Here is a 13652-nt window from a genome sequence, read left to right as displayed (position 1 = left end):
AACGGACCGGGGGCGCTGCCCCCGGACCCCCAGGATATTTATCCACGAAAGAACAGGAGGATGCAGCCATGTCCGCACAGCCACGTCCCAGGGTCGGTCTGTTCGTGACCTGCCTTGTCGATGCCATCCGCCCGCAGATCGGCTTCGCAACCCTCCAGCTTCTTGAGGAAGCGGGCTGCGTGGTCGAGGTGCCGCAGGCCCAGACCTGCTGCGGCCAGCCGGCGCTGAACAGCGGCGACGACCGCGATGCGGCGCATCTGGCCCGCCAGACCATCGCGGCCTTCGAGGGTTACGACCATGTCGTCCTGCCCTCGGGCTCCTGCGCGGCAACCATAGTGCATGGCTATCCGGACCTGCTGGCGGGCGACCCGGACTGGGCCGCCCGCGCCAGGGCCATGGCCGCAAAAACCCATGAGATCACCAGTTTCCTGGCCGATGTCATGGGCTATGCGCCCGCGGGGCGGAGGCTCAATGCTTCCGCCACCTATCACGACAGCTGCTCGGGCCTGCGCGAGCTTGGCATCGCCGCCCAGCCGCGCGCGCTGCTGTCCCATGTCGAAGGGCTGGAAATGCGCGGCCTGCCCGGCAACGATGTCTGCTGCGGCTTCGGCGGCACCTTCTGCGTGAAATATTCCGACATCTCCAACGCCATCGTCACCGAAAAGGCCGAGGCCATCGAGGAGACTGGCGCCGAGATCCTGCTGGCCGGCGATCTGGGCTGCCTGATGAACATGGCCGGCAAACTGCATCGCCGCGGCGCAAAGACCCGCTGCTTCCACACCGTCGAGGTGCTGGCCGGCCAAGCGGATGGCCCCGCCATCGGCGAGGAGGCATCATGAGCGCCCTGCCCGATTTCAAGGACCGCGCCAAGGCGGCCCTGGCCGATCCGGTGCTGAAAACCGCCATCGACCGCACCACCGGCAATGCCGAAAGGAAGCGCGCCGCGGCCCTCGCCGCCTTCCCGGAATTCGAGGCCGCCCGCGCCCGCGGCAAGGCGATCAAGGACCATGTCACCGCCCATCTCGACCATTACCTGGAACAGTTCGAGCGAAACGCCACCGCCCGCGGCGCGCAGGTCCACTGGGCCGCCGACGATGCCGAGGCCCGCGCCATCGTCACCCGCATCTGCCTGGCCGCCGAGGCCAAGCTGGTGACCCGCGCCAAATCCATGCTGGGCGAGGAGATCGGCCTGCCGCATGCCTTGGCCGATGCCGGCATCGAGCGGGTCGAGACCGATCTGGCCGAGCACATCATCCAGCTGGCCGGCGAGGCGCCCTCGCATATCATCTGGCCCGCCATGCACCGCACCCGCGAACAGGTGGCCGAGCTTTTCAAGGCCGGCCACCAGCCGCCCCCCGCCGCCGAGGATCCGGCGACCATGGTGCAAAGCGCCCGCCGGGTGCTGCGCGAGAAATTCCTGTCCGCCGATATCGGCATCTCGGGCGCGAATTTCCTGGTCGCCGATACCGGCGCCACCTGCACCGTTACCAACGAGGGCAATGCCGAACTGACCACCACGCCGCCGCGCATCCATATCGTCACCGCGGGGATCGAGAAGCTGGTGCCCTCGACCGCCCATGCCTTCGCGCTGCTGCGCCTGCTGGTGCGGTCCGCGACGGGCGGCGAGATGACGCAATACACCACCTTCCATGCCGGCCCCAGGCGCCCCGGCGATGCCGACGGGCCCGAAGAGATGCATATCGTGCTGGTCGACAACGGCCGCGCGACAATGCTGGCGAACGAGTTCCGCGAGATGCTGCGCTGCATCCGCTGCGGCGCCTGCATGAACCATTGCGTCGTCTATCGCCAGATCGGCGGCCATGCCTATGGCGGCACCTATCCCGGCCCGATGGGCTCGGTCCTGACGCCGGTGCTGGACGGGCTGGCGGCGTCCCGCGACCTGCCCAATGCCTGCACCATGAACGGCCGCTGCGCCGAGGTCTGCCCGGTCGGCATCCCGCTGCCGACGCTGTTGCGCGCCTGGCGCCGCCGCAGCTGGCGCGAGGGGCTGGAGCCCGGTTCGGTCCGCGCCGGCATCGGCCTCTGGGCGCAACTGGCCCGCCGCCCCCGGCTCTATCGCCTCGCCACCCGCATCGGCTTGCCGCTTCTGCGGCTGTTCGGCAGGGGCGGCTGGATCTCGCGCCTGCCGCTGGCCGGGGGCTGGACCGACCATCGCGACCTGCCCCGCCCGGCGGCGCAAAGCTTCATGGACCAATACCGTGCCCAGCAGAAAGGCCGCAAATGACCGCCCGCGACCGCATCCTCTCGGCCATCCGCGCCACCCTCGGCCCCGGCAAGCCGCCGGCGCAGATCGCGGCCGAGGCCGTCGCGCTGCTCGACCCCGCCGACACCGCCCGCCCGCGCCTGGCTGCGCCGGCGCTGCCCGATGCCTTCGCGCTGAAGGCCACGGCGCTCGGCACCAGCATCGACCGCGTGGCCGGCATGGCCGAGCTGCCGCAGGCCATGGCCCGCTATCTTTCCGCCCATGGCCTGCCGCCAAGCTTCGCCATGCAGCCCGCGCCGGAGCTGGCGGCGCTGGACTGGCAGGGCCTCGCCCCGCATCCGGGCGTCGCCGCGGACGAGCCCGCGGCGCTTGGCCTGGCGCTTTACGGCATCGCCGAAAGCGGCTCTCTGGTCGTCCATTCCGGGCCCGAAAACCCGATCCTCATGGCCTTCCTGCCGCTGCATCACGTCGTGGTGCTGCGCGAGGCGACGCTGCTGCCGCATCTCGAGGATTACGCCGCCCGCCTGTCCGCCCAGGCGATCCCGCGCAACGCCATCCTCATCACCGGCCCCAGCGGCACCACCGATATCGAGGGCAGCTATGTGCGCGGCGCGCACGGCCCCGGCTTCCTGCATGTCATCCTCATCGCCGAGCCGGGCTGACCGCCGCCGCGATTTGCCCTAGCATGGCGGCAGCCATGGGAGGCCGCGATGCCCGACGCCACGCAAGCGCAGGACATACCGCAGGAAACGCCGCGCGAGCATTTCCTGCTTTTCGTCGCCATCCCGCCGCCCGAGGTGGTGACGCAGATCGAGGCGGCCTGGCAGATCGCGAACCGCCGCGACCGCTTTCGCCGCGCCACCCTGCACATGACCATCCTGCCGGTGATCCGCACCCCGCAGCTCCAGCCATGGATGGCCGAGGCGCTTGGCCGGCCGCTGGACGGGCTGGATTTCCCGGCTTTCGAGCTGGTGCTGGACCGGCTGACCACCTTCGGCCCGCCGCGCCGCCGCGACCGGCCGCTGGTGCTGGTCGGCCGGCAGGAAAGCCCCGCCCCCGACGCGCTGTGCCAGACGCTCTGGCAGCGCCTTGCCGAAGCCGGGCTGGCCGTCGCCCGCCACCGGGTCACGCCGCATGTGACGCTGGCCTATGGCAAGCCCCTGCCGCCCGAAGGCATCGCCGTGCCGCCGGTGCATTGGCGGGTGGACGAGCTGGTGCTGATCGACAGCCTGCAAGGCCTGGGCCGGCATGTCCCCCTGGCGCGTTGGCCCCTGCCCTGAAGCCTTATCGACAATCCCCGCCCCGCGGCTTATCCATGCCGCCATGAGCGCAGGATCGGAAGAAACCTTGGCCGTCCGCATCAGCCGCGTGCTGGCCGACCGGATCGTATCGGGCGAGATCGGCCCCGGCGAGCGCCTGCGCCAGGACCGCATCGCCGAGGAATTCGGCGCCAGCCACGTCCCGGTGCGCGAAGCCTTCCGCCGGCTCGAGGCCCAGGGCCTGGCGATCAGCGAACCGCGCCGCGGCGTGCGCGTCGCCGCCTTCGACCTGCCCGAGGTCAAGGAAGTGGCCGAGATGCGCGCCGCGCTCGAGGAACTCGCGCTGCGCCACGCCGCGCCGCACCTGACCCCGGCGATCCTCAATGCCGCGGAAGAGGCGACCAAGGCCGGCGACGCCTCGCGCGACGTGCGTTCGTGGGAGGCGGCGAACCGCCGTTTCCACAAGCTGATCCTGACCCCCTGCGCCATGCCGCGCCTGCTGGCCGCCATCGACGACCTGCACGCGGCCAGCGCCCGTTTCCTCTTCGCCGCCTGGCAATCGAACTGGGAAACGCGCACCGATCACGACCACCGCGCCATCCTGGCCGCCCTGCGCAAGGGCGAGGTGGACACCGCCTGCGCCACGCTCGCCCGCCATGTGCGCTGGATCGGCCGCCGCCCGGCGCCCTCGACCAGCGGCAAGCCCGACGCCTTCGCCATCCACGGCTAGGCGCACCGCTCAGCCACCAGCCAGCTGGCGACATAGGTCAGGGCGACGCCCCGCGCCCCGCCATGCCGCGCCTCGTAGCGCGCCATGAAATCGCGCAGCGCGCCCGGCGAACGGAACTGCCCGGCGCAGCCATTGACCCCGGTGGCGCGCAGATGGCGCAAGACCTCCAGCGCGCCGGGAAAATGCAGCGCGATCCGCCATTCCCCGGCACCCCGGACCCGCCAGCCCGGCGGCAGCAGCGCCGCCATCCCGGCCCCGGTCAGATAGGACGGCGCCGCCGCCCGGCTGCCCAAGGCCCGCAACTCGGGAAAATGCCCGGGCGCGAAGCCCGAGAGCGCCAGCCAGCCCCCCGGCGCGACCGCATCGCACAGCCGGCCGACGACCCGCGCCGGATCCTCGACCCATTGGATCATCGAGGCCGAGGCCGCCAGCTCCACCCCTTCGGGCAGCGCCACCTCGGCCACGTCGCCCGGCCGGTATTCCGCCGCGACCCCCGGCAGTTCCGGCGCCGCCAGATCGTTCAGCCACAGCCGCGCCGGCCGCAACCCCAGCAGCTGCCGGGTCAGGTGGCCCGAGCCATAACCCGCCTCCAGCACCCGTTCCGGGCGATGCCCCGGCGCTGCCCGGCGATAGGCCGCGAACAGCCGCGCCGCGATTTGCCGCTGCGCCAGCGCCGCCCCGTCATAGGTCCGCATGCCGCGCGCGAAGGACCGCGCCACCCGCCCGGCCAGCGCGTTCATGCCAGCACCTCGGACCAGTCGCGCCACAGGGCGAAGGGATTGTGCCCGCAATCCAGCACCCGGGTCTCGACCGGCCAGCCCTGCCAGGCGCGGATCAGGTTCTTCAGCGGAAAGATGCGGTCGGCGGCGCCCAGCAGGATGCGGTCGAAACCCGGGACCTGCCCGGCCTCCCAGCCCATCACCGCCTGCAACTCCTCGCCCAGATCGGCCAGATCGGCGCCGGCGGCCGCAGGGCATCCCGCCCGCCGCGCGAAGCGCCGCAGCGACAGGTCGGACAGGTTCGCCGCCGTGGCCCGCATCAGCTCGCGCGGAACCCCCAGATCGTCGTCGCAGGGCACCCAGGACCCGCAGACCGCCACCTTGTGGCGAAAGCCCCCCAGCTCCGGCAATTGGCAGGCCGCCGCCACGCCGAAGGAATAGGCGACCAGATCCATCGCCGCATAGCCCTCGGGCCAGTCCGGCGCGGACAGGTCGCGGTAATCCGACAGCACCAGCACATCCGCCGGCCCGGCCAGATGCCGGATCGGCTCCACCCCCACCGCCCAGCCGGTCAGCACCACGATCAACTCGTCGGCACCCTCGCGGCGCAGCCATTCCGCCCTCATGCCGGCCACCCCGCGATCTCGACCATGGCGGCGCAGATGCGCGCGACCTCGTCCGGCGCGGCGACAAAGGGCGGCATGCAGTAAAGCAGCCGCCCGAAGGGCCGCAGCCACACCCCGCTGTCGCGGCAGAACCCATGCACGCGGCCCATGTCCACCGGCGCCTGCGTCTCGATCACTCCGATGGCGCCCAGCACGCGCACGTCCCGCACGCCGGGCAGGCCGCGCGCCGGGGCAAGCCCGTGGCGCAACCCCGCCTCGATCCCCGCGACCTGCGCCTGCCAGCCGCCTTCCGCCAGCAGGTCCAGGCTGGCGCAGGCCACCGCGCAGGCCAGCGGATTGCCCATGAAGGTCGGCCCGTGCATCAGCACCGGCGCCGGCCCGTCCGAGATCGCCTCGGCCACCTGCCCCGACGCGACGGTGGCGGCAAAGCTCATCATGCCCCCGGTCAGCGCCTTGCCCAGGCACAGGATATCCGGCACCACCCCCGCCCGCTCCATGGCGAACAGCGTGCCGGTGCGGCCGAAGCCGGTGGCGATCTCGTCCAGGATCAGCAGCACGCCATGCCGGTCGCACAGCGCGCGCAGCCCGGCCAGCCAGTGCGGATGATAGAACCACATGCCGCCCGCGCCCTGCACCACCGGCTCGACGATGAAGCCCGCGATGTCATGCGCTTTCTCGGCAAACAGCGCTTCGACTGCGCCCAGCCCGTTCCGCGCCGGATCCTCGTCCCATTCCGCGCCGAAGGGAATGGGCGGGCGCGGCACGAAATGCTGGACCTGCAAGGCGGCGCCGAAATGGCTGTGCATGCCGGTCTGCGGATCGCAGAGGCTCATCGCCTTCCAGGTATCGCCGTAATAGCCGCCGCGGGCCGAGGCGAAAGCCACCCGCCCGGGATGGCCCAGCCCCAGCTGCGCCTGCACCGCCATCTTCAGCGCCACCTCGACCGCGACCGAGCCGCTGTCCGAGTAGAAGATCCGATCCAGCCCCTTGGGCAGCATCGCGACCAGCCGCCGCGCCAGACCCACCGCCGGCCCATGCGTCAGCCCGCCGAACATCACATGCGGCAGCCGGGCCAGCTGCGCCTGCATCGCCGCGACCAGCCGGGGATGGCGATGCCCATGCGCCGCCGCCCACCACGAGGACATGGCGTCGATCATCCGCACCCCGTCCGCCAGCGTGAGCCAGACCCCCTCGGCCGCCGCGACCTCATGCACCGGCCCCGGCTCGCGCATCGCGCTGTAGGGATGCCACAGGTGCCGCCGGTCGAACGCCAGATCCCGCATCACAGCACCTCTCGGATCGCATCGACCTCGATGCCGGCGAATGCCGCCTCCAGCGCCCCGGCCGTCACCCGCTCCAGCACCGGCAGCCGGCCCAGGTCGCGCACCGCGCCGACCTCGCAGATCACCCGGCGGCTGTCCGCCCTCTCCTCGCCGATGAAGGCCACGCCCGCCACCCGGCAACCAGCGGCGCGCAGCGCCACCAGCGACAGCAGCGAATGGTTGATGGTGCCAAGCGCGGTGCGGCAGCACAGCACCACCGGCGCCCCCCAGCCCGCGATCACCTGCAAATAAAGCAGCCGCCGGGTCAGCGGCACCATCAGCCCGCCCGCCCCTTCGACCACCAGCGGGCCATCGACGCTTGGCAGCACCAGCCGCGCCGGATCGATCTCCACCCCCTCGCGCTCGGCCGCCAGATGCGGCGAGGCCGGCAGCCGCAGCCGGTAAGCCTCGGCGAGCACCGGCCGCCCCGAAAGCCGCGCCACGATTTCGCTGTCGGTCTCCTCCTCCAGCCCCGCCTGCACCGGCTTCCAATAGGTCGCCCCCAGCGCGCGGGTCAGCCCGGCGCTGAACACCGTCTTGCCGATGCCGGTATCGGTGCCCGCCACGATCACCGCAGCCATGCTGCCTCCAGCGCGGCGAACAGCGCCGCGATCTCGCCCGCCCCGACATTGCCGGTGACCGAGACCCGCAGCCGCGCCGTCCCCTTCGGCACCGTCGGCGGCCGGATGGCACGGATGTCGAAGCCCTGCGCCTGCAAATCCGCCGCCATGGCCAGCGCCCGATGATCCTCGCCCAGAATCACCGGCACGATCTGGCTCTGCGCCGCGATGCCGCAACGCCGCGCGGCCTCCGCCGCCTGCGCCATGCGCGCCCGCGCGCCCTCGACCAGCGCCGGCTGATCCTCCAGCGCCCGCAAGGCGCCGCGCAGCACCGCCGCCGACAGGGGCGGCGGCGCCGTGGCATAGATGAACGGCCGCGCCTTGTTCACCAGCGTCTCGACCAGCACCCGGTCGGCGCAGACCAGCGCGCCCGAGCCGCCCAGCCCCTTGCCCCCGGTATGCAGGCTCACCACGGGACAGCCCAGCCCATGCGCCAGCCCCCTGCCCTGCGGGCCGAAAACCCCGGTCGCATGCGCCTCGTCCACCACCAGCACCGCGTCCTCGCGCGCCGCCAGCGCCGCCAGCGCGGGCAAGGGCGCCAGATCGCCCTCCATGGAATAGACGCTCTCGACCGCGATCCAGACCCGGCCGCGCCCGCCCGCATCGCGCCACTCGGCGATCACCCGCGCCGCGTCGCCGGCATCGTTATGGGCAAAGCCGCGGCATTCGGCACGGCCCAGCCGCATCCCCTCATGCGCGCTGGCATGGACCAGCGCATCATGAACCACCAGATCGCCCTGCATCGGCAGCGCCGAAAAGATCGCCTGGTTGGCCTGGAACCCGCCGCCCATATACAAGGCGGCCTCGACGCCGAAGAACGCCGCCGCCTCGGCCTCCAGCGCCTGATGCTCGGGATGGTTGCCGCGCAACAGCCGCGACCCCCCGGCGCCCACCGGCACGCCGCGCGCCAGCGCATCCCGCGCCGCCCGGGCCAGCAGTTCCGACCCCGCCAGCCCCAGATAGTCGTTCGAGGCGAAATCCGCCCCCGCCGCCGGCGCCACCCGGCGCAGCCGTCCGCGCCGCGCCAGCGCCTCCAGCGCCGCCCCGTGCCGGGAAAAGCTCATGCCGCGCAGCCCTCCTGCGACGCCTCCAGCACCTCGGCCCGCAGCCCCAGCCTGGCGAACAGCAGCGCGTCCTTGTCCTCGTCCGGGTTGCCGGCGGTCAGCAGCGTGTCGCCGACGAAGATCGAATTGGCCCCGGCAAAGAAGCACATGGCCTGCATCTCGTCGCTCATCTCGGACCGCCCGGCCGACAGCCGCACATAGGAGGCCGGCATCAGGATGCGCGCCGTGGCGATGGTGCGCACCATCTCGATCGGGTCCAGCTTCGGCACATCGGCCAAGGGCGTGCCCGCCATCGGCATCAGCATGTTGATCGGCACCGATTGCGGCGGCACCTCCAGCCCGGCCAGCGTCTCCAGCATCGAGATGCGATCCTCGGCCGTCTCGCCCATGCCGACGATGCCGCCGGCGCAGACATTGATGCCCGCCGCCTGCACCCGCTCCAGCGTCTCGATCCGGTCCTGGAAGGTCCGCGTGGTGATGATCTCGGAATAATAGCGTTCCGAGGTGTCGATATTGTGGTTGTAATAGTCCAGCCCCGCGTCCTTCAGCCGCAGCGCCTGGTCCGCGTCCAGCATGCCCAGCGTCATGCAGGTCTCCATCCCCATCGCCTTGACGCCGCGGATCATCGCCAGCACCGCCGGCATGTCGCGCTCCTTGGGCGAGCGCCAGGCGGCGCCCATGCAATAGCGCGTCGCCCCCGCCTCCTTGGCGCGCCTGGCCTCGGCCAGCACGCGCTGCACCTCCATCAGTTTCGAGGCCGACAGGTCCGAGCCGTTGCGCGCCGATTGCGAGCAATAGGCGCAATCCTCGGGGCAGCCGCCGGTCTTGATCGACAGGAGCTTGGAACATTGCACGGCGTTCGGGTCGAAATGCGCGCGATGGACGGTCTGGGCCTGGAACAGCAGGTCCATCAGCGGCTGGTGATAGATCTCGGCGGCGCGGCGCGATTGCTGGGGCATGGATACCTCCCTGAGCCTCATGTGGGAGTATCTATAAAACCGTCGCGGCCGCTTTGTTAATCCATATATATTATCTATTATTTTCGGGAACCATCACCGGCTGCTGGCGCGCCCCCGCCGCAAGAGGCGCGCCGCCCGTTCAATCGTCGCGGCCCATGTCCTGGAAACTGGCCGGATCGAACAGCACTTCGACCGACAGGCCGGTCTGGTCCTGGCCGCGAACCTCATAGCAGCCCTCCTCCAGCTCGATCTTGCCGACGGTCCAGCCCTTGGCGGTCAGTTCGGCCCGCAGCTCGTTGGCCGGGCGCCGCTGGTCCGGCGGCACCTGGCAGCGATCCGAGGCGACGGCCGGGGTCGCCGTCACCAGAATGGCGGATATCAACGGAACAAGACGCATGATTCCATCTCCTGCATTTGCGTTCTGCGCAACCGGGATAGCAGGGTCAGGCTTACAGCCCGCTTACAGCCGGGCCGATTCGCAGCTCGCTCAGGGACCAAGGATCCGCAGCTTGCCGACGCGCCCGTCGCAGCGTTGCACGGCGATGCGCAGCCGCTCGATCAGATGGGTCTGGACGTAATTGGCATGAAAGCGGCTGGGCGCGAACAGGGTCAGGCAGGACTCGCTCCGCTCGGCCTCGATCAGCCCGGCGAACCAGGCGTCGAACAGCGCCGGGTCCTCCTCGGCCAGCCGGGCCCGCGCCTCGGCCCACAGCCCCTCCGCCGGCATCGGCTCGGGCCGGTGCAGCGGCACGACATTGCTGGCCGGCTCGGCCCGCCTGCCGCCGACGCGCTCGACGAAATCCGGGCCGATATTCGGCCATTCCGCCTTTGTATCCAACAGGATACGCTCCAGGTTCAGCCCCAGCACCGACACCCGCCCCCGCGCGCCCTGCTGCTTGATCTCGATCCAGCCGAGGGCGCGCAGCTTGGCCATCTCGCGCTTGACGGTGCGCTCATCGACGCACCACAGCCGGGCGATCTCGCGCTGGCCGATGGTCAGTTCGTCGCGTTGCCAGTTGTAGCGCGTGGTGATCAGCGCCATCAGCCGCAGCACCAGGCGCTGGCGATGCTTGTCGCCGGCCAGCCCATGCGCCATCATGGCCGAGAGCAAATCGTATTTCTTGGCCGCGGCCTCTCGGCCGACGGCACGGATCACCTGCATGTCTGCTCCTGCGCCCGGACTTGTCCGGCTGCCCTCATCTGCCCGCTGAGCCCTGCCCTTGGGGGCAAAGACCCGGATGGCGGCGTCGGTCTCATGCCGTTCGAAACGCTTTTCGCCATCTGTTTCGTATTTGCGTCCTGAATTCCGATTCTGTCAAGCGATTCCCCGCCGGCCCGGATTTCCGGACCAAATCATCAAAGAAAATCGGTATCAAATGGTATAGGGGGACATTCATGGCGTCACCCATTCGCGCCGTTTTGTCCCCTATTCCGGCGCGCAACGCGATCTCGCGTCCCCCATTTCCGGCATCTGCGTCCCGGTCCCGGCGGCCGGGGATTCGCTGGCCGATTCGCCGGGAGGCGCCGGGAAATGCCTGAATTCCCATATCCTGGCCGTTCCATTAAAACGCCTTTTGCCAAAAGTGCAAATCCGGCGTAAAAGCGAAACGGAAGAAAATCTGCGTCCTAAAAATACAGGCATCCTATGTACACGCATGAAGACCTCGCCAAGCTACAGGCGCAATCGCTGAAGATGCAGGGCTGGATCCGGCGCCAGACCTTCAGCCCGGCCAACGAGAAGACGCTGCGCCGCTTCTCCAGCTGGGAGGTGTCCGAGCTGATCTTTCGCATCAACCAGTCCACCTTCCGCGGCAAGCTCGCGGCCGAGCCGAACCTTCCCCTCGGGGAAGTCGAGGAGGACGGCCGCCAGCGCTGGTTCTCGCTCGACGAGATCAACGAGCTGCGCCGCCGCATCCGCATCAACCGCAAGACGCTGATGCCCTGGCGGCCCGAGGGCAAGCGCGCCTTCCGCGCCGCCATCGCCAATTTCAAGGGCGGCGCCGGCAAGTCCACTGTGGCGCTGCATTTCGCCCATGCCGCGGCGCTGGACGGCTATCGGGTGCTGCTGGTGGATTTCGACCCGCAGGCCACGCTGAGCCATTCCATGGGCCTGACCGATGTCGGCGAGGACCATACCGTCTGGGGCATCATGGCCCGCGACCTGGAGCGCGAGACCGACCGCATGAACGCCGCCGCCCGCGGCGCCGAGAGCGGCACCGCCCTGCCCCAGCGCAAACTGCCGGCCTCGATCCGCGACATGGGGCTCGGCATGCTGCGCCCGGCGGACTTCATCAAGCCGACCGCCTGGCCGACCATCGACATCATCCCGAGCTGCGCCAATGCCGCCTTCGTCGAGTTCGCCAGCGCCCAGTACCGGCATCTGAACCCGGAATGGACCTTCTTCGGCGCCGTGTCGCGCTTTCTCGACAGCCTGGCGGACGATGCCTATGACCTGATCCTGTTCGATTGCCCGCCGGCCATCGGCTACCAGTCGATGAACGCGGTCTTTGCCGCCGACATGCTCTATATCCCCTCGGGTCCCGGCTATTGGGAATACGACTCGACCACCAGCTTCATCGGCCAGCTGTCCGAGGCGCTGGAGGATCTGTCGCATGGCTTCGAAAACTTCCCCACGGGGAAGATCAAGCTGCCCAAGGCCTTTGCCGACATCCGCTTCCTGATGACGCGCTACGAGCCCTCGAACGAGCTGCACCAGGCGATGTATGGCGCCTTCCAGCAGGTCTTCGGCCAGCACATGGCCCAGCACCCGATCGAGCTGACCCGCGCGGTCGAGCAATCGGGCCGGTTCCTCAGCTCGATCTACGAGATCGACTATCGCGAGATGACGCGCGGCACCTGGCGCCGGGCGCGGGCGACCTTCGACCAGGCCTATGAGGAGTTCAAGTCCCATGTCGTCGCGGCCTGGGGCAAGCTGGAGGGCGAGGCATGAGCCGCAAGCGCCGCATGTTCGAGATCGAGATGCCGGATGCCGAGGCCGCGCCGGAAACCTTCCCCGCGGGGAAGGAGGAAAAGGAGCATCGCCGCGGCCCGATGGCGACCGCCATCACCGAGACCGCCGAATCCACCCGCGACCGCGCCCGGCTGGAGGCGCAGATCCGCGCCGAGAACGACGCGCTGGCCCAGGAACATGTGCGGCTGAAGCGCGCCGGGCTGATCACCGACATGATCCCGCTGGACGCCATCGACGCGCAGAAGCTGATCCGCGACCGCGCGCCGGGGCCGGATTACGAACTGACCGAACTGGTCGAGTCGATCCGCGACATCGGCCTGTCGAACCCGATCCGGGTCGAGCCGGCCGAGGACGGCCGCTATGAGCTGATCCAGGGCTGGCGCCGGCTTTCGGCCTATCGCCAGCTGCTGGAGGAGACGGGCGATGCCGAGAAATGGGGCCGCATCCCGGCCGGCATCGCGGCGCGCGGCGACGAGCTGGAGCGGCTTTACCGGCGCATGGTCGATGAGAACATGGTGCGCAAGGACATCTCCTTTGCCGAGATGGCGCAGCTGGCGCTGCATTACGCCATGGACCCGGCGACCGAGGAGAACGACCCCGAGAAGGCGGTGGCGATCCTGTTCAAATCGGCCGGCTACCAGAAGCGCAGCTATATCCGCAGCTTCATCCGGCTGATCGAGGCCCTGGGCGAGGTGCTGCTTTACGCGCCCGAGATCCCGCGTGCGCTGGGGCTGGCGCTGGCGCAACGGCTGGACGAGGTGCCGGGCGCGGCGGCGGCGATCCGGGCCGAGCTGAAGGACTGGGACTCGCGCTCGGTCAAGGACGAGCTGGACGTGCTGCGCCGCTATGCGGGGCAGGGGGGCGACACGGAATCCGCCGCCGCCGCGCCGCGCAGCGCGACGCCGGCCGTGCCCGCCGGCAAGGCGCGCATCAGCTTCCAGATCCAGCGGCCGCAGGGCAGCGCCAAGTGCACGGCCTCGAACGGGCGGCTGGAAATCCGCCTGCCGCGCGACTTCTCGGCGGTGGACCGGCGCAAGCTGGAGGCGGCGGTGCGGGCGATGCTGGAGAGCCTCGATTGACCTTCCCCGCGGGGAAGGTCCGGCCCCGTTCGGGGACTGCGGGGCGGGCTTTCGGGTCGGGAAACGGCGCTGCGGATGG

At 70.2% G+C, this 13652-nt stretch carries 15 protein-coding genes; 7 read left to right on the top strand and 8 right to left on the bottom strand.

The window, feature by feature from the left end:
* The first annotated feature begins 68 nt into the window (after nucleotides 1-68).
* Genes AQY21_RS09750 through AQY21_RS09730 form a run of 5 tightly spaced genes read left to right on the top strand, consistent with a single transcriptional unit; the run spans nucleotide 69 to nucleotide 4213 of the window.
* Entirely contained in the window at nucleotides 69-839 is a 771-nt protein-coding gene (locus tag AQY21_RS09750) for a (Fe-S)-binding protein (RefSeq protein WP_058097485.1), read from the top strand.
* A complete protein-coding gene (locus AQY21_RS09745; protein ID WP_058097484.1) occupies nucleotides 836-2245 on the top strand; it encodes a LutB/LldF family L-lactate oxidation iron-sulfur protein in 1410 nt (469 codons plus the stop codon). The genes AQY21_RS09750 and AQY21_RS09745 overlap by 4 nt, the downstream gene beginning before the upstream one ends.
* Nucleotides 2242-2886: a lactate utilization protein gene (locus AQY21_RS09740; protein WP_058097483.1), complete on the top strand. Its 645-nt coding sequence runs from the start codon at nucleotides 2242-2244 to the stop codon at nucleotides 2884-2886. Before AQY21_RS09745 ends, AQY21_RS09740 begins: the two co-directional genes overlap by 4 nt.
* Nucleotides 2887-2934: 48 nt before the next feature.
* Entirely contained in the window at nucleotides 2935-3504 is a 570-nt protein-coding gene (locus tag AQY21_RS09735) for a 2'-5' RNA ligase family protein (protein WP_058097482.1), read from the top strand.
* A gap of 43 nt (nucleotides 3505-3547) precedes the next feature.
* Nucleotides 3548-4213, top strand: a complete 666-nt coding sequence (locus AQY21_RS09730; protein WP_058097481.1) for a GntR family transcriptional regulator — start codon at nucleotides 3548-3550, stop codon at nucleotides 4211-4213.
* On the opposite strand, the gene AQY21_RS09725 is transcribed toward AQY21_RS09730, so the two are convergent.
* The 8 genes from AQY21_RS09725 to AQY21_RS09690 form a co-directional block, all read right to left on the bottom strand.
* Complete coding sequence (locus tag AQY21_RS09725; RefSeq protein WP_058097480.1) at nucleotides 4210-4953, bottom strand: methyltransferase domain-containing protein; 744 nt, start codon at nucleotides 4951-4953, stop codon at nucleotides 4210-4212. The genes AQY21_RS09730 and AQY21_RS09725 overlap by 4 nt on opposite strands.
* Entirely contained in the window at nucleotides 4950-5558 is a 609-nt protein-coding gene (locus AQY21_RS09720; RefSeq protein WP_058097511.1) for a pimeloyl-ACP methyl esterase BioG family protein, read from the bottom strand. Before AQY21_RS09720 ends, AQY21_RS09725 begins: the two co-directional genes overlap by 4 nt.
* The gene (gene bioA / locus AQY21_RS09715; protein WP_058097479.1) at nucleotides 5555-6841 is read right to left on the bottom strand and encodes an adenosylmethionine--8-amino-7-oxononanoate transaminase; all 1287 of its coding nucleotides are present in this window, start codon (nucleotides 6839-6841) and stop codon (nucleotides 5555-5557) included. Before bioA ends, AQY21_RS09720 begins: the two co-directional genes overlap by 4 nt.
* Nucleotides 6841-7461, bottom strand: a complete 621-nt coding sequence (gene bioD, locus AQY21_RS09710; protein WP_058097478.1) for a dethiobiotin synthase — start codon at nucleotides 7459-7461, stop codon at nucleotides 6841-6843. Before bioD ends, bioA begins: the two co-directional genes overlap by 1 nt.
* Nucleotides 7449-8564 (bottom strand): aminotransferase class I/II-fold pyridoxal phosphate-dependent enzyme, encoded by a 1116-nt coding sequence (locus AQY21_RS09705; protein ID WP_058097477.1) that lies wholly within the window; start codon nucleotides 8562-8564, stop codon nucleotides 7449-7451. The genes bioD and AQY21_RS09705 overlap by 13 nt, the downstream gene beginning before the upstream one ends.
* Nucleotides 8561-9523, bottom strand: a complete 963-nt coding sequence (bioB, locus tag AQY21_RS09700) for a biotin synthase BioB (RefSeq protein WP_203416471.1) — start codon at nucleotides 9521-9523, stop codon at nucleotides 8561-8563. The genes AQY21_RS09705 and bioB overlap by 4 nt, the downstream gene beginning before the upstream one ends.
* A 139-nt stretch (nucleotides 9524-9662) precedes the next feature.
* Entirely contained in the window at nucleotides 9663-9920 is a 258-nt protein-coding gene (locus AQY21_RS09695; RefSeq protein WP_058097475.1) for a PepSY domain-containing protein, read from the bottom strand.
* Between the two features lie 90 nt (nucleotides 9921-10010).
* A complete protein-coding gene (locus AQY21_RS09690; RefSeq protein WP_058097474.1) occupies nucleotides 10011-10685 on the bottom strand; it encodes a DnaA N-terminal domain-containing protein in 675 nt (224 codons plus the stop codon).
* A 483-nt stretch (nucleotides 10686-11168) separates the two neighbouring features.
* On the opposite strand from AQY21_RS09690, the gene AQY21_RS09685 reads away from it, so the two are divergent.
* Both AQY21_RS09685 and AQY21_RS09680 read left to right on the top strand, forming a co-directional pair.
* Nucleotides 11169-12473, top strand: a complete 1305-nt coding sequence (locus AQY21_RS09685; RefSeq protein WP_058097473.1) for an AAA family ATPase — start codon at nucleotides 11169-11171, stop codon at nucleotides 12471-12473.
* Nucleotides 12470-13573 (top strand): ParB N-terminal domain-containing protein, encoded by a 1104-nt coding sequence (locus AQY21_RS09680; RefSeq protein WP_058097472.1) that lies wholly within the window; start codon nucleotides 12470-12472, stop codon nucleotides 13571-13573. Before AQY21_RS09685 ends, AQY21_RS09680 begins: the two co-directional genes overlap by 4 nt.
* Nucleotides 13574-13652: the final 79 nt, after the last annotated feature.

Source organism: Paracoccus sp. MKU1 (assembly GCF_001447385.1).
Lineage (GTDB): Bacteria > Pseudomonadota > Alphaproteobacteria > Rhodobacterales > Rhodobacteraceae > Paracoccus.
The sequence above is the reverse complement of the archived record's forward strand: the minus strand, read 5'-3'. Positions and strand labels throughout refer to the sequence as shown.

Bases quoted from the DNA above. Each gene is read 5' to 3' on its own strand.
- AQY21_RS09750 (WP_058097485.1), top strand. From the start codon at position 69: ATGTCCGCACAGCCACGTCCCAGGGTCGGTCTGTTCGTGACCTGCCTT.
- AQY21_RS09745 (WP_058097484.1), top strand. From the start codon at position 836: ATGAGCGCCCTGCCCGATTTCAAGGACCGCGCCAAGGCGGCCCTGGCC.
- AQY21_RS09740 (WP_058097483.1), top strand. From the start codon at position 2,242: ATGACCGCCCGCGACCGCATCCTCTCGGCCATCCGCGCCACCCTCGGC.
- AQY21_RS09735 (WP_058097482.1), top strand. From the start codon at position 2,935: ATGCCCGACGCCACGCAAGCGCAGGACATACCGCAGGAAACGCCGCGC.
- AQY21_RS09730 (WP_058097481.1), top strand. From the start codon at position 3,548: ATGAGCGCAGGATCGGAAGAAACCTTGGCCGTCCGCATCAGCCGCGTG.
- AQY21_RS09725 (WP_058097480.1), bottom strand. From the start codon at position 4,953: ATGAACGCGCTGGCCGGGCGGGTGGCGCGGTCCTTCGCGCGCGGCATG.
- AQY21_RS09720 (WP_058097511.1), bottom strand. From the start codon at position 5,558: ATGAGGGCGGAATGGCTGCGCCGCGAGGGTGCCGACGAGTTGATCGTG.
- bioA (WP_058097479.1), bottom strand. From the start codon at position 6,841: ATGCGGGATCTGGCGTTCGACCGGCGGCACCTGTGGCATCCCTACAGC.
- bioD (WP_058097478.1), bottom strand. From the start codon at position 7,461: ATGGCTGCGGTGATCGTGGCGGGCACCGATACCGGCATCGGCAAGACG.
- AQY21_RS09705 (WP_058097477.1), bottom strand. From the start codon at position 8,564: ATGAGCTTTTCCCGGCACGGGGCGGCGCTGGAGGCGCTGGCGCGGCGC.
- bioB (WP_203416471.1), bottom strand. From the start codon at position 9,523: ATGCCCCAGCAATCGCGCCGCGCCGCCGAGATCTATCACCAGCCGCTG.
- AQY21_RS09695 (WP_058097475.1), bottom strand. From the start codon at position 9,920: ATGCGTCTTGTTCCGTTGATATCCGCCATTCTGGTGACGGCGACCCCG.
- AQY21_RS09690 (WP_058097474.1), bottom strand. From the start codon at position 10,685: ATGCAGGTGATCCGTGCCGTCGGCCGAGAGGCCGCGGCCAAGAAATAC.
- AQY21_RS09685 (WP_058097473.1), top strand. From the start codon at position 11,169: ATGTACACGCATGAAGACCTCGCCAAGCTACAGGCGCAATCGCTGAAG.
- AQY21_RS09680 (WP_058097472.1), top strand. From the start codon at position 12,470: ATGAGCCGCAAGCGCCGCATGTTCGAGATCGAGATGCCGGATGCCGAG.